22 protein-coding genes and 1 tRNA gene are annotated in these 22,938 nt (G+C 58.4%); 12 read left to right on the top strand and 11 right to left on the bottom strand.

The features are described from left to right. Nucleotides 1-13: 13 nt before the first annotated feature. On the top strand, nt 14-1,348 hold the full coding sequence (locus tag AABB31_RS17620; protein ID WP_373635814.1) for an MATE family efflux transporter: 1,335 nt from the start codon (nt 14-16) through the stop codon (nt 1,346-1,348). Between the two features lie 4 nt (nt 1,349-1,352). Here the strand turns inward: AABB31_RS17620 and AABB31_RS17615 are convergent, their stop codons facing one another. From AABB31_RS17615 to AABB31_RS17605, 3 genes are read right to left on the bottom strand one after another with little or no spacing between them, the layout of a single operon-like run. Then, the gene (locus AABB31_RS17615) at nt 1,353-1,901 is read right to left on the bottom strand and encodes a gamma-glutamylcyclotransferase (protein WP_342076899.1); all 549 of its coding nucleotides are present in this window, start codon (nt 1,899-1,901) and stop codon (nt 1,353-1,355) included. Continuing rightward, complete coding sequence (locus AABB31_RS17610) at nt 1,898-4,414, bottom strand: ABC transporter permease (RefSeq protein ID WP_373635083.1); 2,517 nt, start codon at nt 4,412-4,414, stop codon at nt 1,898-1,900. Before AABB31_RS17610 ends, AABB31_RS17615 begins: the two co-directional genes overlap by 4 nt. Beyond that, on the bottom strand, nt 4,411-5,103 hold the full coding sequence (locus tag AABB31_RS17605) for an ABC transporter ATP-binding protein (protein WP_342076901.1): 693 nt from the start codon (nt 5,101-5,103) through the stop codon (nt 4,411-4,413). Before AABB31_RS17605 ends, AABB31_RS17610 begins: the two co-directional genes overlap by 4 nt. Before the next feature lie 19 nt (nt 5,104-5,122). On the opposite strand from AABB31_RS17605, the gene AABB31_RS17600 reads away from it, so the two are divergent. From AABB31_RS17600 to AABB31_RS17590, 3 genes are read left to right on the top strand one after another with little or no spacing between them, the layout of a single operon-like run. Then, the gene (locus tag AABB31_RS17600; RefSeq protein WP_342076902.1) at nt 5,123-5,785 is read left to right on the top strand and encodes an arylesterase; all 663 of its coding nucleotides are present in this window, start codon (nt 5,123-5,125) and stop codon (nt 5,783-5,785) included. After that, nucleotides 5,786-6,367, top strand: a complete 582-nt coding sequence (locus AABB31_RS17595; RefSeq protein ID WP_342076903.1) for an SOS response-associated peptidase — start codon at nt 5,786-5,788, stop codon at nt 6,365-6,367. A 41-nt stretch (nt 6,368-6,408) separates the two neighbouring features. After that, a complete protein-coding gene (locus tag AABB31_RS17590) occupies nt 6,409-6,612 on the top strand; it encodes a dodecin family protein (protein ID WP_342076904.1) in 204 nt (67 codons plus the stop codon). A gap of 74 nt (nt 6,613-6,686) precedes the next feature. Here the strand turns inward: AABB31_RS17590 and AABB31_RS17585 are convergent, their stop codons facing one another. The 4 genes from AABB31_RS17585 to phhA form a co-directional block, all read right to left on the bottom strand. After that, the gene (locus AABB31_RS17585; RefSeq protein WP_055291916.1) at nt 6,687-6,896 is read right to left on the bottom strand and encodes a cold-shock protein; all 210 of its coding nucleotides are present in this window, start codon (nt 6,894-6,896) and stop codon (nt 6,687-6,689) included. 238 nt (nt 6,897-7,134) lie between these two features. After that, nucleotides 7,135-7,341: a cold-shock protein gene (locus tag AABB31_RS17580; RefSeq protein WP_342076905.1), complete on the bottom strand. Its 207-nt coding sequence runs from the start codon at nt 7,339-7,341 to the stop codon at nt 7,135-7,137. Nucleotides 7,342-7,567: 226 nt separating this feature from the next. Beyond that, entirely contained in the window at nt 7,568-7,771 is a 204-nt protein-coding gene (locus AABB31_RS17575; protein WP_342076906.1) for a SlyX family protein, read from the bottom strand. Between the two features lie 9 nt (nt 7,772-7,780). After that, entirely contained in the window at nt 7,781-8,572 is a 792-nt protein-coding gene (gene phhA, locus AABB31_RS17570) for a phenylalanine 4-monooxygenase (protein ID WP_342076907.1), read from the bottom strand. A 108-nt stretch (nt 8,573-8,680) separates the two neighbouring features. On the opposite strand from phhA, the gene AABB31_RS17565 reads away from it, so the two are divergent. The 7 genes from AABB31_RS17565 to AABB31_RS17535 all read left to right on the top strand — a co-directional run bounded on the left by AABB31_RS17565 (nt 8,681) and on the right by AABB31_RS17535 (nt 14,180). After that, nucleotides 8,681-9,139 (top strand): Lrp/AsnC family transcriptional regulator, encoded by a 459-nt coding sequence (locus AABB31_RS17565; RefSeq protein ID WP_342076908.1) that lies wholly within the window; start codon nt 8,681-8,683, stop codon nt 9,137-9,139. Nucleotides 9,140-9,181: 42 nt separating this feature from the next. Continuing rightward, nucleotides 9,182-10,657: a histidine--tRNA ligase gene (hisS, locus tag AABB31_RS17560; protein ID WP_342076909.1), complete on the top strand. Its 1,476-nt coding sequence runs from the start codon at nt 9,182-9,184 to the stop codon at nt 10,655-10,657. After that, complete coding sequence (locus AABB31_RS17555) at nt 10,654-10,869, top strand: hypothetical protein (protein WP_342076910.1); 216 nt, start codon at nt 10,654-10,656, stop codon at nt 10,867-10,869. Before hisS ends, AABB31_RS17555 begins: the two co-directional genes overlap by 4 nt. Further along, entirely contained in the window at nt 10,869-11,942 is a 1,074-nt protein-coding gene (locus AABB31_RS17550; RefSeq protein WP_342076911.1) for an ATP phosphoribosyltransferase regulatory subunit, read from the top strand. Before AABB31_RS17555 ends, AABB31_RS17550 begins: the two co-directional genes overlap by 1 nt. Further along, nucleotides 11,939-12,631, top strand: a complete 693-nt coding sequence (gene hisG, locus AABB31_RS17545; protein ID WP_342078952.1) for an ATP phosphoribosyltransferase — start codon at nt 11,939-11,941, stop codon at nt 12,629-12,631. Before AABB31_RS17550 ends, hisG begins: the two co-directional genes overlap by 4 nt. A 242-nt stretch (nt 12,632-12,873) precedes the next feature. After that, nucleotides 12,874-12,963 (top strand) — tRNA-Ser (locus tag AABB31_RS17540). 557 nt (nt 12,964-13,520) lie between these two features. After that, on the top strand, nt 13,521-14,180 hold the full coding sequence (locus AABB31_RS17535; RefSeq protein ID WP_373635080.1) for a TetR/AcrR family transcriptional regulator: 660 nt from the start codon (nt 13,521-13,523) through the stop codon (nt 14,178-14,180). Nucleotides 14,181-14,340: 160 nt separating this feature from the next. Here AABB31_RS17535 and AABB31_RS17530 read toward each other — a convergent pair whose 3' ends face one another. From AABB31_RS17530 to AABB31_RS17520, 3 genes are all read right to left on the bottom strand, one after another. After that, nucleotides 14,341-18,657 (bottom strand): discoidin domain-containing protein, encoded by a 4,317-nt coding sequence (locus AABB31_RS17530; protein ID WP_342076914.1) that lies wholly within the window; start codon nt 18,655-18,657, stop codon nt 14,341-14,343. A gap of 666 nt (nt 18,658-19,323) precedes the next feature. After that, nucleotides 19,324-19,506 carry a hypothetical protein gene (locus AABB31_RS17525; protein ID WP_342076915.1) on the bottom strand — a complete coding sequence of 61 codons (183 nt, stop codon included), beginning with the start codon at nt 19,504-19,506 and terminating at the stop codon, nt 19,324-19,326. A gap of 168 nt (nt 19,507-19,674) precedes the next feature. Beyond that, on the bottom strand, nt 19,675-20,871 hold the full coding sequence (locus tag AABB31_RS17520) for an AraC family transcriptional regulator (RefSeq protein WP_342076916.1): 1,197 nt from the start codon (nt 20,869-20,871) through the stop codon (nt 19,675-19,677). Between the two features lie 149 nt (nt 20,872-21,020). Between AABB31_RS17520 and AABB31_RS17515 the strand changes: the two genes are divergently transcribed. Beyond that, the gene (locus AABB31_RS17515) at nt 21,021-21,743 is read left to right on the top strand and encodes a MipA/OmpV family protein (protein WP_342076917.1); all 723 of its coding nucleotides are present in this window, start codon (nt 21,021-21,023) and stop codon (nt 21,741-21,743) included. A gap of 87 nt (nt 21,744-21,830) precedes the next feature. On the opposite strand, the gene AABB31_RS17510 is transcribed toward AABB31_RS17515, so the two are convergent. Continuing rightward, nucleotides 21,831-22,841 carry a serine hydrolase domain-containing protein gene (locus AABB31_RS17510; protein ID WP_373635078.1) on the bottom strand — a complete coding sequence of 337 codons (1,011 nt, stop codon included), beginning with the start codon at nt 22,839-22,841 and terminating at the stop codon, nt 21,831-21,833. Nucleotides 22,842-22,938 lie beyond the last annotated feature (97 nt).

Genomic DNA, 22,938 nt, shown 5'->3' with positions numbered 1-22,938 from the left:
TCATATCTCGGTGATGTCGCTGACATCGTCGGTCGGACTGATGGCGGTTTTTCTGGTCGATTTTGTCGACATGATTTTCATCTCGACGCTGGGCAAGGCGGAACTTGCGGCGGCGGTCGGATATGCCGGTGCCGTGCTGTTTTTCACCACATCCTTTGGGATTGGCATGGCAATTGCAGCAGGTGCGCTTGTTGCCCGCGCGCTTGGGGCCGGCGCTGCCGAAGAGGCGCGACGCCGCGCCACAAACGCGCTGATCTACGGGGTTGCATTCGGGGCAATCTTTGCACTTTTGGTCTGGCTGAACCTCGCCTTTCTTGTCTCGCTTCTGGGGGCGTCGGGTGCGACGCTTGATCTGGCAGTGCAATATCTGCAGATCATTGTCCCATCACTGCCGTTCCTGATGGTGGGCATGGTGGGTGGTGCGATCCTGCGGGCGCATGGGGATGCGCGCCGCGCGATGATGGCGACGATTTGGGGCGGTGTCGTCAACGCGGTTCTGGACCCCATTCTGATTTTCGGACTTGATCTGGAACTGACAGGTGCAGCCCTTGCCAGCGTCGCGGCGCGACTGACAATCGCCTATGTCGCCCTGCTGCCACTCATCCGGCATTATGGTGGCTTTGACAGACCGACCGCCGCCAGCCTGACAATTGATTTGCGGCCTATTCTGGCAATCGCCGTTCCCGCGATCCTGACCCAGCTCGCGACCCCGATCGGACAGGCCTATGTCACGCGCGCCATGGCTGAATTCGGTGAAGAGGCTGTGGCCGGCATGGCCATTGTGGCGCGGATGACGCCGGTCGGATTTGGGATTATCTTTGCGCTGTCCGGGGCCATCGGGCCGATTATCGGCCAGAATGCAGGAGCAGGTTTATCTGACCGGGTACAAGCAGCCTTTCGCGAAGGTCTGATGTTCACCGCCCTCGTCGTGCTGGTTGTATCGGGGCTGTTTTTTCTGGCCAGACCCGCGTTGCAAAGCCTGTTTCAGCTTGATGGTATGGCGCTGACCATTGTTTTTTTATTCGCGGGGCCATTGTCGCTGATGTTCTTTTTCAACGGTGTGATCTTTGTGACCAACGCAGCCTTCAACAATCTGGGCCATCCGTTCTATTCAACCATCGTCAACTGGGGGCGACACACTTTGGGGACCATTCCGTTTGTGCTGGTCGGCGCGGCGTGGTTCGGCGCACCGGGGGTGCTGATCGGGCAATATGTGGGCGGGGCCGTTTTTGCGGGCATCGCACTTTTACTGGCGCTGCGGGTCCTGTCACAACAAGGCACAACACCGAAGGAAGAACCATTCGCCAGACAGGCCCGGCTGTTCAGCCTGTTTCATCATCGGCGATAGGCGACTAGCAGGCACCGACCTGCATCAGGTGCCGGTCCACCAGTGATCGTTCCTCCGCCGATAATATCCGATGTCGGGGATAGCGGGGTTCGGCCCTGTCGTCGATAATCGGGGCCTGCCAGCCATCTGTCGTCGCAAAGAAGTCGCTGACACCAGACGCGCCGTAAAGACGGTAAAAGCCCTGCACGACCACATCGAGGTAGCTAAGCAGAATGCCTTGCGGTTCAGGCGGCACGCCATAGGTCGGATCAACCTGATAAACAGCCGTGACAGCACGATGCCCGTCTACCGACAACTGATCAGTGACATCGTGGCGCCGATAGCCCGTTTCTCGTAAATCAAGCGAGGACCAGTCACCGCCGGGCACCTTGGCTGCCACGCCCGCAATCACGCTATCGGCATCCTGCCTGACCGACAGAAACGCCAGATCGCGCAGATCGGTATGGCGCCATTCGCGCCGCCATCCATGCAATTTTGCCGGACGCGGGTCGGCATAGTCATGCGTGTCGAGGTTTACCAGGCTGCCATAGCCAAAAAATGCCGGATCGTTCATTCGCGGGCTCTTAGCACCTGTGCAGGACGGGCGGCAAGCGGTTGCCAGGCAAAGGCGAGACCAGCCAAGAGCGAGGCCAGCACACCACCCCCGATGATCAGCAAGGCATTGGCCCAGATGATCTGATAGGATGTCTCCATGATATAGGTGGACACAGCCCAGCCACCCAGAATGCCCGCCCCAAGGGCCACAACCCCGGCTGCCAGCCCCAGCAATGCAGCCCGGAGCGCGAAACTGGTCAGAATACGCCCCCTCGAGGCCCCGATTGTCTTGAGCACTGCCGCCTCAAACGTGCGGGCACGTTCGCCGGCTGCGGCAGCACCGATCAGCACCAGAAAGCCCGTGATCAGCGTGATCAAGGCGCCATAGCGTGTGGCGGCAGAAATCCCGCCCACAAGCTCGATCACCTGATCTATGGCATCCCGGATTCGGATGGCCGTAATATTTGGATAGGCCGTCGCCAGATCGCGCAGAATGGCGGCCTCTGCCTCCGGTTCGGCATAGACGGTGGAAATCCAGCTATGCGGGGCGCCGGCAAGCGCGGCCTCGTTCATGGCAAGCACAAACCCGATTCCCGCATCCTCCCAACTGACATTGCGAAAGCTGGTCAGCTCGGCGGTGATGTCCCGCCCCAGAACGTTCACCGTCAGCATGTCACCCAACTGCAAACCGATTTCGCGGGCCTCTTCTTCGGCAAAACTGACCTGCGGCGGGCCGTCATAACCATCAGGCCACCAACTGCCTTCGGTTACTTCGGTACCCTCGGGCTGGCGATCGGCATAGGTAATGCCGCGATCACCTTGCAGCACCCAATGCCCGCCACCGGTTTCCTCGGCAGGCCGCCCATTGATCTGGGTGATGATCCCGCGCAGCATTGGCGCTGTATCAACCCGGCTGACGGCATCATCCGTGTCCAGTCGGTTGCGGAACCCGTCGATCTGGTCGGGCTGGATATCCACAAAGAAATAGCTTGGGGCCACTTCGGGCAGGTCTTCGGCAAAGGCGCTGCGCAGGTTGCCATCAATCTGACCGACGGCGGCCAGAACGGTCAGCCCAAGGCCAAGGGAAAGCACCACGGATGTGGCCTCCCCCCCCCGCGCGCCGATTGCACCAAAGGCCAGCCGCAACGCGGGACGCCCCCGGGCCGGCCGCCGGAACCGTCTGGCCACCCAGCGTATGATCAACGCCGCGACAACCAGTATCAACAATGACCCCGCGATCCCGCCAGCCGTCCACAAGGTCAGAAATGCTGTGCCGGAAAACCAGATCGCCGCCCCCAGCAGCAGCCCGATCAGCACAGCCATCGCCACAAGGTAGCGCGGTGCGGGAAGATTGGATGCAGCGGAAAACGCATCGCGAAACAAGGTGGCCGCCTTGATGTCTTCGGTCCGGGCCAGCGGCCAGAGGGTAAAGATCATCGCCGCCAAAAGCCCGTAGATGCCCGCCTCGACCAATGGTGCCGGATAGATCGCAAAAACAGCCGGGATCGGCAGCCGTGCCTCTATCACCGGCGCCAGCAGTAGCGGTAAACCGGCCCCCAAAACGACCCCGATCAGCACACCCAAAAGGGTCAGAACCGCAACCTGCACAAAATAGGTTTGGAAAATTGTAGCGCGGGTCGCCCCGAGGGTCTTGAGCGTCGCGATGACACCCGTTTTGCCCGCAAGATAGGCGCGCACGGCGGCTGATACGCCCACACCACCCACGGCCAGCCCGGAAAGGCCTACCAAAATCAAAAAGGCGCCGATCCGGTCAACGAATTCAGCTGTGCCACCGGCGCCCCGGCGACTGTCACGCCAGCGCAAGCCGCTATCGCGGAACCGGGCCCCTGCGCTATCCTCAAGCTGCTGCAGATCCGCGTCATCGGGCAAATCCAACCGATATTGCGTTGAAAACAGCGTGCCTTCCCGCAAGAGGCCGGATTGCGCAAGATCACTGGTGCGCACGATCGTGCGGGGGCCCAGACCAAAACCGCCAGCGGCATTGTCCGGGTAGCGATCAAGGATCGCGCGCAAGGTGAAATCCTGCTCGCCCAATGCAAACGTATCGCCCGGTTGCAGGCCCAGCCGGTCGGCCAGGACCCGTTCCATGACCCCGCCATGGTCAGCCAAAGCCTCATCCAGCGGCATATTGGGGTCAAGGCGTACGGCACCCACCAGCGGATAGGCGTCATCCACCGCACGGATCTGGGTCAGACCGCGCTCGGCCGCATCGTCCCGCTGCACCACGGCCATGGACCTGAAATCGACGGTCTCAGAGATATCTGACGCGATGCTGTTCAGCCACGCCAACTCGTCCTCGCGCGCGAAACGGTAGGTGAATTCCACCTCTGCATCGCCGCCCAGCAGGGCGGCACCATCCCGTTTCAGACCCGCCTCGATACCGGCACGGACAGTGCCCACGGCGGCAATCGCCGCAACCCCAAGGGCCAGACATACCAGAAACACGCGAAACCCGCGCAGCCCGCCGCGCAGCTCGCGCATCGCAAAACGGGTTGCGATCCGCAGGCTCATTCGGCAGCCCGCACGACGCCGGTGTCGATACGACCATCGCGCAACCTGACGATCCGGTCGCAACGGCGGGCAAGCGCGCCGGAATGGGTCACCATGATCAGGGTCGCGCCGTGCCGGTCACGCAAGGTAAACAACAGGTCCATGATCGCCTGACCATTCGTCTCATCCAGATTGCCCGTGGGTTCATCCGCCAAAAGAAGCCGCGGTCGCGGCGCAGACGCGCGGGCAAGTGCGACGCGTTGCTGTTCGCCGCCCGACATCTGGCTGGGGTAATGATCCATCCGGTCGGCAAGCCCAACAGCCTGCAATTCAGCCTCTGCCCGATCAAACGCGTCCCGCGCGCCAGCCAATTCCAGTGGGGTTGCGACATTCTCAAGCGCGGTCATTGTGGGGATCAGGTGGAAAGATTGGAAAACCACCCCCATATTGTCCCTGCGAAAGCGGGCCAGCTGGTCTTCGTTCATTGCGGTCAGATCCTGCCCCAGTGCGGTGATCTTACCCGATGTGGCCTGTTCCAGCCCGCCCATCAGCATAAGGAGCGACGATTTGCCAGATCCACTTGGCCCTACCAGACCCAAGGTTTCACCGCCCGCGACATCCAATGATATGTCGTGCAGGATATCGACGCGCCCTGCATTGCCATCCAGCGACAGGCTGGCATCTGTAATTGTCAAAACGGGGTCAGTCATAGGCGGGACCTTTGGGCAGATGCTTTCACTGGGATATGGGGCTGCGCGCCGGATGCGCAACCTGAGCATCGGTGTTTTGGCCCTTGCAGGGTCTGCACATGCCGAAACTGTGACCATCGCCGCGCTTGGCGACAGTCTGACAGCGGGGTACGGCCTGGCGCAGGATGAGGGGTTCGTGCCCCAATTGCAGGCCTGGCTGGATGATCAGGGCGCCGATGTAAAGGTCCTGAACGCAGGTGTGTCAGGGGATACAACCGCAGGCGGGCTGTCGCGTGTCGCCTGGACACTGACCGATGACGTAGACGCGATGATCGTCACCTTGGGGGGCAATGATTATCTGCGCGGGCTGGACCCGGCCGTCAGTCGGGCCAATCTTGATGGTATTCTGGCCGCTGGCCGGGATGCGGGCGTGGCCATGCTGCTTGTCGGGCTGAAGGCCGGCGGGAATTACGGACCGGCTTACAAAGAGGCGTTTGACGCGAATTACGCCGATCTTGCCACGGACTATGACATTCCGCTTTATGACGGTTTCTTTGACGGGATCCGGGCAGCCGCAGGTAGTCAGGATCAATTTGGGGCCTATATGCAGCCCGATGGCATTCATCCCAACAAGGAAGGGGTGGCCGCAATTGTCGCAGCACTCGGGCCATCGGTGCTGGCGCTGCTGGACGGGGTCGACTAGATGCCCGGCCGGTTTTTCCTGACAGGACCGGTTTTTGGGATCACCGATCCGCCACGCCGCAATATCGCGCCCGGGCAAGAGGTGATCGTGCGCGTATCCGATGAGGTGCGGCATATGCGATGGGGGATGATCCCCGTGGGGCGGGTCAACGCGCGCGGCCGGCCGGTGATGGAGACGATTGTCAACGCGCGGTCAGAGACCGTGTTTGACAAATCGGCCTTTGCCGATGTCGGGCGGGCAATTGTGCCGGCCAATGGCTGGTATGAATGGACCGGCGAAAAGCGGCGCAAACAACCATGGCGGATCACCCGCAAGGATGGCGGTATGCTGTATTTTGCGGCCATCTTTGACGTCTGGAACGGACCGGGCGGCATTCTGGTGCATCAGGTGGCAACAATTACCTGCGCGCCCTCGGCGGATGTGCGGGATATTCACCACCGAATGGGGGTGATCCTGACCGCAGATCAGATCGACATTTGGCTTGGTGAAGACGACGATGCGGCATCGGATTTGATGCGCCCCCTACCCGACGGAACCTTGATTGTCGAAAAGGCCGATGATGTGGACTGGGACAGCCCGTAGCGCTAGGGTAGGCGTCTCAACAAATCGGGAGGAACGACACCATGTCCGTCGCAAAAGTCACAGAAATCATCTCATCCTCGTCAAAATCCTTTGATGACGCGGTTGAAAACGGGATCGCAAAGGCATCCAAGACGCTCAAAGGGATCACCGGAGCCTGGGTTTCCGACCAAAAAGTCACCGTCAATGACGGCAAGATTGACGAATACCGGGTTGTCCTGAAAATCACCTTCGTGCTGCAGGACTGACACCCCCTGATCCGCACAAACGCAAAAGGGCGCCCGACCAAGGGCGCCCTTTTGCATTTCGCGATATCGCTATGTCAGTCGGCCAGTGTCAGATTGACAGCGCTTTCGCGACCATCACGACCTGCTTCGATATCAAAATTGACTTTCTGGTCGTCTTTCAAACCGGTCAGGCCGGACCGCTCGACAGCAGAGATATGGACGAAGACGTCCTTGCTGCCACCATCAGGTGCGATAAAGCCGTAGCCTTTTGTTGTGTTGAACCATTTGACAGTGCCTGAAGCCATGTCCTTGTCTTCCTTCAAATTCTCCGCTCGCGGGAGTGCAGCGGGCCGGCGCGTCAAACGTGATCGAAAGACTGGGCCGCAGAGGAGACAGTGGTCGATAGATTAACGGAGCAGCTTCAGAATGCCATCTGCCGCAACAAAATCAAGAAAATTGCAGAATTGTAATAGAATCAGCGATGAATGGCGCAAAAAAAAGGCGCGCATGAAATTGCGCGCCCCTTGCTTCATCGCGTCGGACTTAAACCAGCGCGAGGTTCACAGCTGATTCGCGACCGTCACGACCGGCCTCGATATCAAAAGTGACCTTTTGGTCGTCGGCCAGACCGGTCAGGCCCGAACGCTCGACAGCAGAGATATGGACGAAGACGTCCTTGCTGCCACCATCAGGTGCGATAAAGCCGAAGCCTTTGGTAGTATTGAACCATTTCACGGTGCCATTCGCCATCGTGTATTCCTTTTCGTTTGCGCTGCCCGCGGTGTTGCGGCAGCCCGGCGTCGTCAGTGCAATATCGAAAGACTGCGGCCAAAATGGAAAACAGTGGGTCGAGTTGGTAACGTCTGCACCCTAGCGTGTGAGGCTCATTGAGCGGAATGGCAAGGGAAATGTTTTGGCAACGCCCCGGCGGGCGGTCTTTTACCGGGCCAATATGTGCGGCCTCACGCGACGAAAATCACCAATGCGGTGGCCGCTGATCTGCCAGCGGAACTGTGCCGCCTGCATCCAGTTCGCGGGTCGCCTCACGTTCCATCAGCATGGCAAGGCGGCGGGTCGCGATGGCCAGTTCTGTTTCCTGACGCGCAACAATATCCGACAATTCCTCAACCGTGCGGGTGAGGTGTGCGATCTGTTCTTCCAATGCAGTGATATCGGCCATCGCCGCTGTCTATACCGCTTTGGCTGCCGCGAAAAGGGCGGGCAGATCGCCCATTTCCTTGGCCTTGTCGATCAGGGCCGCGAAATCAGCGTCAAGCACCCGTGCAAGCTGTTCGAAGCTGTCGATCACAAAATAGGTCGGTTGCACGATGTCGATCCGGTATGGCGTCCGGAAGACGGTCAACAGATCGAATTCCTGCATGAGCGGCGCGTCCGACATCGCATGTGCCGCCTCGCTGGGTGACGACACGATACCCGCCCCATAGGCCCGCAGCCCGTCTTTTGTTCGGATCATCCCGAACTCAACCGTGAACCAGAACAGCCGGAACATGTGCCATGAATATCCCTTGCCGAGTGCGATGGCCCGTTTGCCGAACCCTTCGATGAAATCGGCATAGTCGGGATGTGCCAACATCGGGCAATGGCCAAAGACCTCGTGAAACAGGTCCGGCTCTTCGATGTAGTCCATGTGTTCGCGCCGCCGCAGGAAGGTCGCAACAGGGAATTTGCGCTGGCTTAGCAGATCATAAAACTGCGAAGGCGGAATGATTGCAGGTACGCCGTGGGCCCCTGCCCCGGTCAGGGCGCCAAGCCTTGCGTCAATATCCTTGACCTGCGGTGTCTTGTCGGCCGTCAGCCCCAGCTTTCCCACCCCGTCCAGATATTCCGGCGCAACCTTGCCCGGCAGGAACGCCATCTGCCGATTGAACAACTCGCCCCAGACCGCATCGTCATCGGCGCTGTAGGGGAACAATCCGTTCTCATCAGGGTGCAATGATGTGTAACTGGTATCTTTGGGCATGGTTCGACCTCCATTTTGATCAGTTTCGTGCACCCGAGGTGGATTTTTGTTCCTTTGCCGTCAGAATTTGAGTATTTTTGGCAAGATGATATTGAAAGAGCGCTATTTGTGAAATTTTCTGATCAAGAGCGGGCGTTGCTGCAGGTTTTGCAGGCGGATGCGGCCCTGTCATTGGCTGATGTTGCGGCGCAGTCCGGTATGGCAACGTCAACCGTTTGGCGTAAAGTGCAGGAGTTTGAAAAGCTGGGCCTGATCCGGGGCCGTGTCGCCCTGCTGGACCCGGCCAAGGCCGATGCCCGGCTGTGTGTTTTTGCCACCGTCCGTCTGGCCGATCATGCCGAGGCGTCGATCAACGGCTTTGCCACCGTCATCCGCGCGTATCCGCAGATCATGGAGGCCCATGCCATATCGGGCACCGCCGACTATATCCTGAAAATCCGCTGCAAGGATGTTGAGGCTTATGAGGGGTTCATGACACATACCCTCCTCCGCTCGCCGCTTGTCAAATCGGTTGTATCGTCCTTCAGCCTCAAAGAGCTGAAATACACGACTGCATTGCCCCTGTGACATTGGCGCGTTAAACGGCGCACGAATGACAAGGACAGGACCATGGCGAAGGACAAGAAACAGCCCCGCCCCAAACCCGTAACGCCCAAGGGTTTCCGCGATTATTTTGGTGCAGAGGTGACCGCGCGCACCGAAATGCTGACCAAGATCGCCGGGGTTTATCATCGCTACGGGTTCGACGCGCTTGAGACATCGGCCGTGGAGACGGTTGAGGCGCTGGGCAAGTTCCTGCCGGATGTGGACCGCCCGAATGAAGGCGTCTTTGCCTGGGAAGAGGACAAGGATTGGCTGGCGCTGCGCTATGACATGACGGCCCCTTTGGCCCGCGTCGCCGCGCAATATCGCAACGACCTGCCATCCCCCTACCGGCGCTACACGATGGGGCCGGTCTGGCGTAATGAAAAGCCAGGGCCGGGCCGGTTTCGGCAGTTTTATCAATGCGATGCGGATACCGTTGGGGCCGCAAGCGTCGCTGCAGATGCCGAGATCTGCGCGATGCTGGCGGATACGCTGGAAGCCGTTGGGATCGACAAGGATGACTACGTGATCCGGGTAAATAACCGGAAAGTGCTGAACGGCGTCATGGAGGTTGCCGGGCTGTCCGGCGACGACAAAGAGGCCGAACGCGGGATCGTGCTGCGCGCGATTGACAAGCTGGACCGGCTGGGCCTTGAGGGTGTGCGTGCGCTGCTCGGTGAGGGCCGCAAGGATGAAAGCGGCGACTTTACGAAGGGTGCGGGGCTCGGCGGCGAACAGGCAGACATCATCATGGGGTTCATGGATGCCAAACGCGACGAAGGTGCCGCCACCGTCAGCCGTCTGCGTCAACTCGTCCAAGGTTCGAATATTGGTGGCGATGGGGTCGCCGAACTGGAAGATATTGCCGGGCTTCTCGACGCCCAAAGCTACGGTAGCAACCGCATCGTCATCGACCCTTCTGTCGTCCGTGGTCTTGGCTATTACACCGGTCCCGTCTACGAGGCCGAATTGACCTTCGAGATCGAAGACGAAAAAGGCCGCCCCCGCAATTTCGGCTCTGTCGCTGGCGGCGGGCGTTATGATGACCTGGTCAAGCGCTTCACCGGGCAGGCTGTGCCGGCCACCGGGGTCTCTATCGGGGTTGACCGGCTGCTGGCCGCGCTCCACGCCAAGGGCCGCACCGATACCACCGCCCAGGGCCCCGTCATCATCACCGTCATGGACCGTGACCGGATGGCTGACTATCAGTCCATGGTTGCCGAATTGCGCAACGCGGGCATCCGGTCGGAGGTTTATCTGGGCAATCCCAAGAACTTTGGCAATCAGCTGAAATATGCGGATAAACGCCATTCCCCCATCGCGATCATCGCGGGCGGGGATGAGTTTGATCAAGGTGTTGTACAGATCAAGGACCTGATCCTAGGGGCCGAGATTGCCAAGAACGCCACGCTGGAGGAATGGAAAGACCGGCCCAGCCAATATGAAGTGCCGCGTGATGAGATGCTGGCGAAGGTGCGCGAGATTTTGGACAAGTCATGACCGGTTTTTTCAAAGGACTCCTCCGGCTTTCGGGCAGAGTGGTTGCAGAAGTCGGCAAGATCGTCATCGGCGGTGTGCTTGTCCTGTTGGGGTTCGTCGCAGTGATTTACGGCCAGTCGATCGACGGCATGATCGTCGCTGGCATGATCACTGGCATCGGGATAATCATGATGTTTGTGGGCTTCTTTTTGTGCATGAAACACTTCGTCTGATGCCGATATCCCCCGAAACACTCACCAAAGCGCGGGATCTGCGCGACCAGTTCGCCGCGCTCGGCGCGCAAGTGGTCAAGGCAGACGTGCTGCAACCGGCGGAGACGCTCCTTGATCTCTATGGCGAGGATATCCGCGCCCGCGCCTATCTGACGGCCGATCCTTTGCGCGGTGAAATGGTGCTGCGCCCTGATTTCACGGTGCCCGTCGTGCAGATGCATATGGAAAGCCACGCAGACCCCGCGCGCTACACCTATGCAGGCAAGGTTTTTCGCAAGCAGGAAAGCGACGAGGCGCGGGCCAATGAATACGTGCAGGTCGGGTATGAGGTGTTTGACGGCCAAAACCCGGCCGCAGCCGATGCAGAGGTATTTGCAACCATTGCCAATGCGCTAGCCGAGTTGCCTGTGCGGGCAATTACCGGCGACATCGGCATTCTGACCGCCGCCGTGCGCGGGTTGCGCACCACCGATGCGCGCAAGGCCGCCTTATTGCGTCATATCTGGCGACCTGGGCGGTTCAAGGCGCTGTTAAAGCGGTTTGGGTCGGATACGATCCCGCCAACCCGGGCTGCATTGCTTGATGCTGCGGACCCTTTTGAAGGGGCCGGACCCGATATCGGCTTGCGCAGCCGGGCCGAGGTCGCGGCGCGAATTGCAGCCTTGCGTGCGGACGCCGCTGCGGCCCCTATTGCGGCCGAGGAGATCGCCTTGCTCGACGCGATCCTGTCGCTGCGCGAAACAACACCCCATGTGCTTAGCGCGCTACGCGATATCGCCGTCGATATGCCCGCCATTGGCGATGCGGTGGCCGTGATGCAGGCGCGCACCGATGCGCTGTCCAAACGTGGCGTGGCTGTCGAGGCGCTCGATTTCGAAGGGTCCTATGGTCGCACGACGCTTGAATATTATGACGGGTTTGTCTTTGGGTTTACCGCGCCCAATCGGCCCGACCTGCCGCCCATTGCCACCGGCGGGCGCTATGACGCGCTGACCGCGCAATTGGGCAAAGGGCGCGCGGCCCCCGCAATCGGCGGCGTGATCCGCCCCGATCTGATGCTGGAGATCGCCTGATGCTGAAACTTGGCGTGCCGTCCAAGGGTCGGCTGATGGAAAAGACGTTTGACTGGTTCGGGACCCGCGGCATCACTTTGCGCAAGTCGGGCTCTGACCGGGAATATGCGGGTGCGGTTGACGGGATCGATGGCGTCGAGCTGGTGCTGCTGTCTGCCGGTGAAATCCCGCGCGAACTGGCAGCGGGCAACATTCATCTGGGCGTTACCGGTTCGGATCTTGTTCGCGAAAAGCTGGCTAATTGGGAGCAGCGGGTCACCGCCATGGCCCCAATGGGGTTCGGTGGTGCCGACCTGATCATCGCCGTCCCGCAGGCATGGGTGGATGTTGATACGCTGGACGATCTGGATGCGGCCGCGGCCGCCTTTCGCACGGCACACGGGTTTCGCCTGCGGATCGCAACCAAATACCATCGGCTTGTCCGCGAATTTCTGCGCGAGAAAGGTGTCGCCGACTATCAACTGATCGACAGCCAGGGCGCCACGGAAGGCACGGTCAAGAACGAAACCGCCGAGGCGATTGCCGACATCACCTCAACCGGGGAAACGCTGCGCGCAAACGGACTGAAAATTCTCGATGACGGGCTGATCCACGCCTCACAGGCCACGCTGTTTCGCGGCCGTCGCGGCGACTGGTCCGATGGGCAGCGCCAGAAGCTTAAGTCGTTGCAGATGGTACTTGGGCTATAGGTGGTCTGCGTCGTCGGTTTCGCTGTAGAATGTCAGATCGTTGTCTAGTGACGGCCAAGAAATCCGAACCACAGTACTCAAGGTTTGCCGTTGTTTTCAGTGTGGCTTGAGTGCGAATGCTGGCAATTTCATTCGGTCATAGTTCAGTTTGATTACAGATGTCAGGCGTTGTCCCGAAACTCCGCCCGCGCGGCTTGTTTTGCTCTTGTTTCCCGGGCGCTTATTCGGCTACACCCGTCGGCGGAGACGTGGCCGAGTGGTCGAAGGCGCTCCCCTGCTAAGGGAGTAGGCGGGAAACCGTCTCGAGGGTTCGAATCCCTTCGTCTCCGCCACCCACACTTTTGATCCCTATTTTGTCAGAATGACACTGCAGAAAAGGGCTTTGTGCAATTTGCGTTGCTACAGTAGCGTTTATGAATCCACGTGTATCGGTTCCCGAAATCTGCCTGCGTGGCAACAAACGGCATGTACCTGTCCAGCCGCCAAAATCGATGCAGAAACGCCTAAGGCACAAGGAATACTGGGTTTCGCTATGAACCTCGGATCGGGTTGACGCATTGCAACATGACGCTGCAGCCACCTAGAAGAAACGCCGTGAGATATCTGCAGCATATCGCAGGCGCGGTCCCATCAAAGAAAGCTCCACGATCTATCACTAGCAAGAGACATCCACAGCTTAAGATCTGGCCATACCTGCCGAGGAACGCAGTGATTAACCGCGATCAAAGCAATCATGATGAGGCGAAGCATAAGGTGTTTCAGTGGTATGGGTTCTTCGATGTAGAGGGCATAGTCCTGCCCTTGCTGGTCAATATTTATTGGATCGACCGATATATTTAAAAATTGGTCTGCATGACGTAATTATCATGTCAAAAGTGAGAATTCGAATTTGACAGAAGTTCCACCAAAACGCGCTCGCGGGCGGCCCCCGCGCGGTGAAGGTGTCGACGCCCGGCAGGCACTCTTGGACGCGGCCCTTATTGCGTTTGCAAAAACCGGATTTCAGGCGACAAGCATCGGCGCTATTGCACAGGCGGCCAATGTGGCCAAACCGCTGGTGCACTATCACTTCGCGTCAAAGGATGACTTGTGGCGGCAAGCCGTGGCTTACGGGTTCGACCACTTTCGCGATGAGGCGATCAAGCTGGGGATGGCAGCCCGGCAAGCCGAACCGGACGATTTGCTTCTGGCTTTCACCCGCGCCGTTGTGAGGGCCTCGGCCAACAGCCCCTATATACATCACATCTCTTTGGATGAGATGCGGCAGGGGGGCGCGCGGGCAGAGTGGATCAGAGAAACCTACATTGTTCCGATCAGTAAGGTGCTGGTTGCCGGTTTTGTGGGGATGGGTCTACTTCCCAACAAGGGGGATGATTTGACCGAAGTCGCGCATCTGATCCCGGCCATGCATGGTGCAATCAATTTCCCGTTCATGGATCCCGGGACCGTGTCGGATTCCTTTGGTGCCGACCCGTTTTCTGACGCTTACATTGAGCAACATGCCGTGTTTACAGCGAAGCTGTTGAGGTTCAGCCTGCAGAACCTGTGACCTGTGCTTTTGTCACGTCGTAACCGGTATAAATCGGAAAGTGGAAATCGGCGTTGGCGCGGTCTCGTCCGCTCAATGTGCTCGCCAAGAGCGAAAAAGAGCACCCCTGCAATCGGGGTGCTCTGCGCGCCGGAACAAGCCGACCTTTCAAGGCCTACGTTCACATTGAGAAGGCACCATAGACGTCGAGTTCCGCGATATGCAGGAATTCATCCTCTAACGTCACGCGTACCTCATCGCCCGTCACGCCCGATGCGTCGATGAAGTGGAATTGATCACCGTTTATCGGATCGGATTCCCAAACCACATGACCATCATCCAGGATTTCGACAGTCGCGCCGTCGAGACGGTTCCTGACGTAGTGGTACTGGTCGTCGCGGTTCTCGATCTTGATGAACTCAAAATCCACGTCACCGCCCAAATCCACTGACAGCCAGGACGGCGCGTCCTGTCGGGTGTGGTTTATGCTGTTGGAATTGCCGTCCAATACATTCGACGCACCAGCAGCACTGTTGTAAGTGCTCGATTGTGTTGCGGCGGAACTGCTCAGCGTATCGGTGATGTTGGTCATTCCCGAGAGATAGTCACCGATGATGTCAAGCTCGGCCACATGCAGGTACTGATTGTCGCTCGAAAGGCGGATCTTATCGCCCACCACACCGTCAAAGTCGATCCATTGGGACACGTCGCCAGACAGGTTGTCACTGCTCCAGACCACTGTCGTGCCGTCCAGAACCTCGATCTTGGCGTCTTCCAACTTCTGGTTCAGATGGAAATGCTGGCTATCCTCGTCCGTATACCGGTTCTGCAGGAGCACACCCTTCAAGAACGCGTCCCCGCCAAGATCGAACTCGAGCCACGGGCTGTGGTCGCCATGACCTGTGTGCATGCTGGTTGTGTAGTCCCCGTCGATGGCGTTCGAGGCGATACTGTTGCTTGTCAGGTTCGAACTTTGGCTGACATCGCTGGCAATGAGCACTTGGCTGAGGTTGTTGAACGCGTTTGGCAGATATTGGCCAAGGACGTCGATCTCGCCGATATGGAGCGCGGCACCATCTTGAACGATGCGCACCTCATCGCCGATCACGCCGCCGGTGTTGATCATCTGGTCGTAGGCGGCGGTCAAGTCTTGTGACCAAACCTCGTTACCGTCTCGAAGGATCTGCAGCTCTGCGTTCGACAAACGGGACGCCCATGTGTCGCCGCGGTTGGCGATGTCAATATATTCGATCTTTGCGTCATCCCCGAGGTCAAGCCAGAATTCCATATGATTGTCGTTCTTGCGAGAGTGGATCAGAGTGCTGTCATCCCCATCAAGGGCGTTCTCGGCGCCGTATAGCCCATTTGCCCATTCCGAGGTCATGAAGGCGGCCCTGGTATCAAGAGTATCGGTTAGGTTGATCACCGCATTGTCGAGGGCCTCGCCGAAGATCTCAAGCTCGGCCACCGAGAGGTTGCGGTTGGTATGGGTGATGCGTACCTCATCCCCGACGACGCCATTGAAATCGAGATACTGCGTGACCCAGTCATTGAGCGGATCCGAAGTCCAGACGACCTCTCCGTCATCGCGCACTTCAACCTTGGCTCCGATCAAGCGGTCGTTAAGCCAGTGATTGCCCGCCACGCGGTTCTGTAGCGTTGCGGCCTCAAGGATGTAGTCCTCGCCAAGGTCGATGCTAAGATGTGGCGTCCAGTCGTCCGTTGCCGCGTGGGTGATCGTGCTGCGGTCATTGTCGATGGCGTTTGCGGCAACCGCGCCACCGTGCGTCGAGCTTTGCGTGGCCGCTGACGCGTCAAGACTATCGGTGATGTCCGCCTTGTCGGACCAGCCGCGGCCATAACCCGTTTTGACGAAGTGCTCTGCGGCGCTGGCAACATCGCTAAGCCCATAGTTGTCGGCGTATTGAGCGGCGTTAAAGCCCAATGCCGTGTCACCATTGCGGCCATAGGCCTCGAAATGCGCCTTGGCACTGTCGATGCTGTCGCCGTAACGCGCGATAAGCTCGGGGTTGGACGCAAGGTAAACCCAAGCTTCGGCATCATCCAGTGGCGCGCTGTCGATAGCACGCGAGGACGATATGGTATGCGTGTAGCTCTCTTGCGTGACCAGCTCGCCCGTCGCCTCGTCGAACACCTCCGTCTGCACCTTCTCGCTGCTTGAAAACAGGCCGGTCACATCGACACCCGTCAGCACAAGCTCTTCGGGGGTCGCGTCGCTTGCGCTGGTCTTCATCGTGATCGTAGAGCCGTTCCCGTTCAGGCTCGCTGCGAGGCTGTCGCGCTGGTACAGCGTCAGCCCTTCGAAGACGAGCGTGTCGCCATCTGCGAAGTCGGTGATAACGTCGCTCCCGAAACCGCCGGTGAATGAGAAGACATCATGACCGGCGCCTCCCGTCAGCACATCGTCGCCGGCGCCGCCATCAATGTAATCGTTGCCGCTTCGGCCGTCGATGATGTCAGCGCCCGCCGCGCCAAAGAGCGCATTTTCCCCGCCATCGCCATAAAGCACGTCCTGATAGTCAGATCCGTAGAGCCCCTCGATGTCATAGAGATAAGCCATGGCTGCGCCGATGTCCCAGCCGGTATCGTGGCCCTCGTCGGTCGCGAGCGTGCCAGCCCTGTAAGCATCTGCCTGCCCCGCCAATAGGCGATAGCCCGCGCTCGCGCCTGGTTCGTCAGCGCTGCTGACCGCAAGATCGGCATAAACGCCAACGGCCTTTACGTCGCCGTCAGAGTCGCGATCTTGGTTCAACACAAAAGACCCGTTCCTGACAGTACCAAAAGAGGCAACATCAGTGCCGGCGCCGCCATACAGTTTGTCGTTTAGGCCCCAATGACCCGCGAGGAAATCATTGCCCGTCCCGCCATAGATTTTGTCTCCGTCGTCCTTGGATCCGAACATGACGTCATTGCCCGCGCCGCCATGCATTGAAATTGCAGCGCTGGAATACCACGACGAAGTGCTGGTATCATCGAAGTAATATCCGGAATACATCGTGTTGTTGGACTGTGTGCCCGCCAGAGCGCTGAGATTGTGCCCAAAGAGGATGGATGTCCCGATGTCGCCAATAAGCCAGACGCCATCTTCTTCGCCGTCTTCGGAAAAGTAGCTTTCCAGAAGGTCCTGCTCTTTTCCTCCGACCGACAGGTTAAGGCCATTCATCGCCTTGATCGTCGCACCAGAGGCCGACCCGTCGGTTTCCACGATGACAGAGTTCATCAGTAGGTTGTTCAGGATTGCCGATTTACCGACCGTCGAGGTGGCCCAAGACAGATCCTCATCGCTGCCCTCCATGACTGACATCATTGTGGTATCGAGCGTGATGCCCAAGAACTCGCTCCCGCCTACGGTAAAGCTGATCTCGGTCCCGGCGGTATTGGTGGAGATATCCGCGTTAACGAGGTCCGCGTATGCGTCGAGGGCGACAACTGCCGTGTCTGCCCAGGCATCGTAGTCCTTGATAAGGATCTGGTTTGTGGTGGCCGTGCTTGTCATCTCGCGAGAACTGGCTTTGTTGCCCTTGTCGATTAGTTCACCTAGGATCGCACTGCCGACAGTAAAGCCCGTATTAAAGATAGAGCCCGCGACGCCGCCGCCTGCAGCATACATGATGGCGCCACCGATCTGGCCAATGCCGGCCCCGGCCATCGCGATCTGTTCGCCGGACGACAGCGCCGCGCCGTCCGAGATGAGTGCGTCCGGGTAGACATATGTCTCGGTTTCATAGCCGATAAAGAAGGTGTCTGCCGCGTTGTAAGCGCCCGCTGCCTTTCCGTCTTCGTCTACGAAGTCGCCATAAACAGTTGTGGTGCCGTCTGCGTTGATGTCGGACGTGGTATAGATCGTATCACGGCCCTGTCCGCCAAAGATGATATTGCTGCCGCCCTGGTCGATGATGATGTCGTCACCGGTACCCCCGTGAATTGTGTCGTCACCCAGACCGCCGTCGATATAGTCGTTTCCGCCGTTTCCGTAGAGTTCGTCATTGCCGGTACCACCGTCGACGTGGTCGTCAAAGTTGGTGCCATTGTACCAATCCGCACCATGCTTAAGGAAAAACGTCACGCCCGAGCCAAAGCCAAAGACGTCAACCTGGTCGGCCCGGTTGGTCAGCGAAAACGTCTCGACGTTGACTGTCGATATGTCCAGGCTGCTTAGCTTTTTGTCTCCACCGTCGCGTGAATGACCGCCATCAAGCCGGAAGTCGTACTTGTCGTCATCGCTAAGTTCAAGGTTGATGCCTTTGGCATTGCCCGTAAAGGCCAGATGATCGTCCCCGTCTCCGCCGTCGAATTGAATGTCGATATTGTCGGGCGACGACGTGTCCCAGCTTTTCAGATCGTCGAGGATCAGCGTTTCATCGCGATTGGTCCCGAAGATATCGATGTTGTTGCGGGTCGCCGTTTCGTCGACCACAACGATGTCCGCGCCCCACCGCTCAAATGTCTCGGTCCTGTTATTGAGTTTTCTGCCCATATTGAGATCTCCTGTTTTTGGCCGCAAATTTCGATGCCATTCGCCGTCTGGCGAATGGGTACAGGCAACCACCGCCTGCAGATTAATTAGATTCACTGATATAATTAATAATTAGACTCCATGACGTAATTTTTGTGTCAAAAGTGAGAACTTCGTTTTGAAAAAAGTGACGCCAAGACGCGCGCTGGTACGCTATCAACCCAAATCGTAGGAAGACCCGTCGAAGCAGGCTGTTTTGTATGGGTTCGATCGGTTCCGCAACGAGGCAATCAAGCTTGATACGTAGCCTCGACAAATCGTCGACGGAACGCAGTGTAGAGCGCTGATAAGACGTCGACGTCGCCCGCCTTAGAGATATGGTCGGGAGTAAATGTGCCGCCAATGCGAAGGTGCAGAAAATGAACGTCGTGATTTGGCCGCAGACACGACCTCGGACACGACTGAAACCGAGCAATCGCAGCGAATGGTCAATCTGGTAGGGCCGCAACGCGGCGCATGGGTCGGCCACGAAGGTCCGGTTTGGGCCGTCTAAGGGGGTCGACGCACCCTATCGCGTTTACGGAAAGGGTGAGCGGAGCAAGGGGAGCTCTATTTGTTGCGCCGCTCCGCTGGTGTCAGCCTTTGCTTTGCCAGATGCTTCTTTCTTTGACCGTCTGGGTCGCGCGACTACAGCCCGGACGCAGTAGTGGCGAGCGCTTGGTTTTCTGCGGCCACTCGTTGTTGAACGGCGGCACATGCTTGCAAGTCGCCCGCCAGACAGGCGGCGTCGATTTGCTCGCGGGCTGAAATTTCAGCTGGTGTTTCGCAGGCGCTGAGGCCGAGGATGGCCAGAAATAGGTATCGTTTCATTGTCGTATCTCTCTCGTTAAATGCAAGGCGCACCGTCGTAGAAGCCCAATAACAGGTCGTCGTAAGGCACCTGCGGCAAGGTGAGCAGTTTGTCGTTGTGGGTCGTAAGGTGCTGTTGGGTGTCTCCAGATCAGTTTTGCTGGAACCCATATCGGGCAATCACGCGTGTCAGTCGTCCACCCCAGCACGCTGAGACAATGTTTTTCGATAACTTGTAGGGGTTTGACCGGTCAGCCGCTTGAAGGCGTTGTAGAACGACGACCGCGCGTTGAAACCCACTTCGTAGGTGATCGCCAGGACGGTATCGTCCGTGTTTGCCAACAAGTCTTTGGCCTCGGCGATGCGATAGCCGTTGACGAAATCGAAAAAGCTCTCGCCGATTTCCTCGCTGAGTGTCTGGGAAATGTAATTGGGCGAGGCGCCAACATGTCGGGCGAGCGCCCATAACGACAGGTTCGGATCGCGGTGCAACTGATCCTTGTCCATCGCGGCGCGTAACTTGCGTGCAATGCGGGCAGAAGCCTCAGCGCTGAGTGCAGACTTTTCATATTTTCCCGCGGGCTGATCTTCCATGATCTCTGCTGTCTGCGCATCGTCCATATCCGGCACCAAGGGTGGGCGCTGCCGCAGCCCCCACAGCGTTGTCGTCGCAATCAACGCGAGGCCGCTGAGGCTGGCAACACTCAGAACAGCGGCCAGCGCACCTTCCTGCTCCGGGCTCAATACCAGAAACTGGATCGACACCGAGGCCAGCCAAAACAGCGCCCCGAGACCCCCGATCACATAGATCCAGCGCAATTCATGTGCCTCGGTACTCGAATAGACATCCCGCAGCTTGATACGGTAGCGGGTCAAGCGTCGTACGATCAGCAGTAGGTAGACCCCGACCTGAACGAAGACAACCAATTGTAGCAAGGCCATCACGCTAAGCAGCACCATGGACCAAGCCGAAGTTGTGTCTATCGTGTCGGTGTTGAGAAGCACCCACACATCATTTGGGGTCACCGCAATAAGCAGCCCGACAAGCACTGCGAAACCCGGCAGCAAAAGATGGCGATAAACACGCGCAGGTCGTTGGTCTGTTGGTGACGTCAATGAATACACATAAAGCCAAAACAACGGGGCCAGGCACAAGGAACTGGGGAACCAGATCAATAGTTCTGCCAATTGGACAAAGAACTCATCCGTTCCCTCAAGAAGTTGTCGAAAGGCGTCAGGCACGTTGTTGACGGCCACCGCCCCCAGAAACATCGCAAAGCTACGGCTGACGTAAGAGTACTTTGTCTGGGTGAGACAAAAGGCAATTCCGAACGCCGCGATTGCGATCGTTGCCGTGCTCGTGATTTCAACGATGACCTGATCCATGCCGCAACGTGTCTCAAACCATGCTCAGAGACCAGAGGGCAATCTGGGTCCGGCGCCGCAAATATCTGTCCATCCCTGCTAAGATGGACGACATCAGAACGGTCTTCCCTGATCGAGATGACACAAACGTCTCAATCAAGGAATAACGCATGTTTAAAAAACTCCTCACAGGCACGGTGATTTGTATCGGTACGGGGGCATACGCCGATGGTGAATGGACCGTGGGCATTTTGGGGGTCGGCACGACCGGCACCTATGTGGGCGAGGATGACACTGTTGGTGTCGCACCTTTTCTGACCTACGAGACCGACAGGCTGTCTGTTGGTCTGGACGGCGTGTCATATAACGTCCTGGAATATCAACAAGGGACAGTTGGCCTCGCCCTTGGATACCGCGGCGGCCCGGACTTTCCGAACAAGGACCCGTTGTTTGACGGTCTCAAGCGCGACGACGCGGTGGAGGCCGGGATCACTGCGCAACTGGACTTTGGCAATGCTTACGTGTCGTTGCACACGATGACAGACGTGTCAGACACGCATGGCGGGACCGAGGCCAATGTCGTCGTTGGGTATGCCATCGCTCCCGGAAGCTTTGTGGTAAGCGCAGAGGTTGGCGCGCGATTCCGGGATAAGGACCTTAACCAATATCTCTATGGCGTTTCCGCCACCGAGGCCACCGCAGCCCGTTCAGCATATGCTGCCGACCAAACGACGACTGCCTTTGCAAACCTGGCTGTTGTTTATCCGGTGACGCAAACCATTTCCGCCGTCGGCATCGTTGAATACGAAGATCTGGGCAGCAATGCCGACAGCCCGCTTGTTGATAAGTCGGATGTGGTCGGGGTTGGGCTTGGCTTGATAATGTCCTTCTAATTTGGGGACACAAAAAAGAAACGGCTGCTCATTTGGTGAATGAGCAGCCGTTTTGCGTTCCGTCGGCAGGTTTCTATACGTAACCGGTCAGCGCGACGTCACTCGCTCCGAAAAGCCTTCGATGGCCCCATTTCGGTTTGTCACGGCGGCCCGCACGATGCCGGTTCCAAGCTCTGCCGCCATGACAGCGTCAAACCCATGATTGCGCCCATCATGGGAAATGATCGCGCCGGGTTGTACGAATACCCCAAGACCCGATCCCCAACTGACCGGCGTGATCATCCGTTGTGCCAACTCCGCAGGAAGAAGCGCGTCAGGCCCGCCACCCAGTGACCGCATAACGGACTGCAGAACCTTCGCCAGATCCGATGCCGTCGCCCATAGCCCTGCAGCCGCGCTTTCCGGGTGCCGTTTGAAACCGCCGGGGACCGGCTGACCGTTGCCATATGACCCATGTGCGAAGGCCGCTGACGGTTCTATCTGAAACGTCGCCCGCGGCGCACCGACGGGGTTCAAGACCTCCGCCCGCGTATAGGCCGCGAAATCTGTTCCGGTGACGTCTTCGATCATCGCCTGCAAGACCGTCGTGCCGCCGCCACTATAGCTGAAACCCCCCAAAATCCGGCGACGTGTCCGAATAGCAGCAGAGTTCGCGGGCGTGCGTCCCGCGAGAATATCCATCAGATCAGGCAGTTTCTCACTCGGTCCATATCCGGCGAAGCCATCAACAGTGGTCCCCGCCGTATGTGACATCAATTCTGCAACCGTCGCATCGGCACCGCGGGGGCCGGGCAATTGCCATCGACGCAGATACTGATTTGCCGGTCGGTCAAGTGCGACGCGTCCGTCACGCACCAACGTCATGACGGCCAGCGCATTCACCGTTTTCGAACAGGACGCCACTTGGAACAGCGTTCCTTCATTTACGGCAGTTTGCGGCGTGGCTGCGCCCCCATATCCTGACGTGAGACGCCCGTCCTTGATCTCGGCAATTTGGTAGCCGGGCAAACCCGGCGCTGTTTGTTGTGCTTGCAAGGCACTGGCCGCAGGCGTCAAAAGCGCTGCCAAGCTTGCAGTGGCAAAAGTTCGTCGGTTCATTGTCGTGGTCTCTCTGAATAGCCAATATCGCGCCCAACGCGCATGGTGGGCCTACCGATGTTGCGTGCCCAACATCAGGAAGTCGCCCCGTCCGGCA

It is taken from the genome of Yoonia sp. SS1-5, assembly GCF_038443705.2.
GTDB lineage: Bacteria > Pseudomonadota > Alphaproteobacteria > Rhodobacterales > Rhodobacteraceae > Yoonia > Yoonia rhodophyticola.
This window is presented reverse-complemented; position numbering and strand designations above follow the sequence as displayed.

Coding starts and splice junctions, on each gene's coding strand:
- AABB31_RS17575 (WP_342076906.1), bottom strand. CDS start 7,771: ATGGCCGATATCACTGCATTGGAAGAACAGATCGCACACCTCACCCGC.
- hisS (WP_342076909.1), top strand. CDS start 9,182: ATGGCGAAGGACAAGAAACAGCCCCGCCCCAAACCCGTAACGCCCAAG.
- AABB31_RS17530 (WP_342076914.1), bottom strand. CDS start 18,657: ATGGGCAGAAAACTCAATAACAGGACCGAGACATTTGAGCGGTGGGGC.
- AABB31_RS17590 (WP_342076904.1), top strand. CDS start 6,409: ATGTCCGTCGCAAAAGTCACAGAAATCATCTCATCCTCGTCAAAATCC.
- AABB31_RS17595 (WP_342076903.1), top strand. CDS start 5,786: ATGCCCGGCCGGTTTTTCCTGACAGGACCGGTTTTTGGGATCACCGAT.
- AABB31_RS17510 (WP_373635078.1), bottom strand. CDS start 22,841: ATGAACCGACGAACTTTTGCCACTGCAAGCTTGGCAGCGCTTTTGACG.
- AABB31_RS17615 (WP_342076899.1), bottom strand. CDS start 1,901: ATGAACGATCCGGCATTTTTTGGCTATGGCAGCCTGGTAAACCTCGAC.
- AABB31_RS17525 (WP_342076915.1), bottom strand. CDS start 19,506: ATGAAACGATACCTATTTCTGGCCATCCTCGGCCTCAGCGCCTGCGAA.
- AABB31_RS17585 (WP_055291916.1), bottom strand. CDS start 6,896: ATGGCTTCAGGCACTGTCAAATGGTTCAACACAACAAAAGGCTACGGC.
- AABB31_RS17550 (WP_342076911.1), top strand. CDS start 10,869: ATGCCGATATCCCCCGAAACACTCACCAAAGCGCGGGATCTGCGCGAC.
- phhA (WP_342076907.1), bottom strand. CDS start 8,572: ATGCCCAAAGATACCAGTTACACATCATTGCACCCTGATGAGAACGGA.
- AABB31_RS17520 (WP_342076916.1), bottom strand. CDS start 20,871: ATGGATCAGGTCATCGTTGAAATCACGAGCACGGCAACGATCGCAATC.
- AABB31_RS17515 (WP_342076917.1), top strand. CDS start 21,021: ATGTTTAAAAAACTCCTCACAGGCACGGTGATTTGTATCGGTACGGGG.
- AABB31_RS17620 (WP_373635814.1), top strand. CDS start 14: ATGTCGCTGACATCGTCGGTCGGACTGATGGCGGTTTTTCTGGTCGAT.
- AABB31_RS17605 (WP_342076901.1), bottom strand. CDS start 5,103: ATGACTGACCCCGTTTTGACAATTACAGATGCCAGCCTGTCGCTGGAT.
- AABB31_RS17600 (WP_342076902.1), top strand. CDS start 5,123: ATGCTTTCACTGGGATATGGGGCTGCGCGCCGGATGCGCAACCTGAGC.
- AABB31_RS17555 (WP_342076910.1), top strand. CDS start 10,654: ATGACCGGTTTTTTCAAAGGACTCCTCCGGCTTTCGGGCAGAGTGGTT.
- AABB31_RS17610 (WP_373635083.1), bottom strand. CDS start 4,414: ATGAGCCTGCGGATCGCAACCCGTTTTGCGATGCGCGAGCTGCGCGGC.
- AABB31_RS17580 (WP_342076905.1), bottom strand. CDS start 7,341: ATGGCGAATGGCACCGTGAAATGGTTCAATACTACCAAAGGCTTCGGC.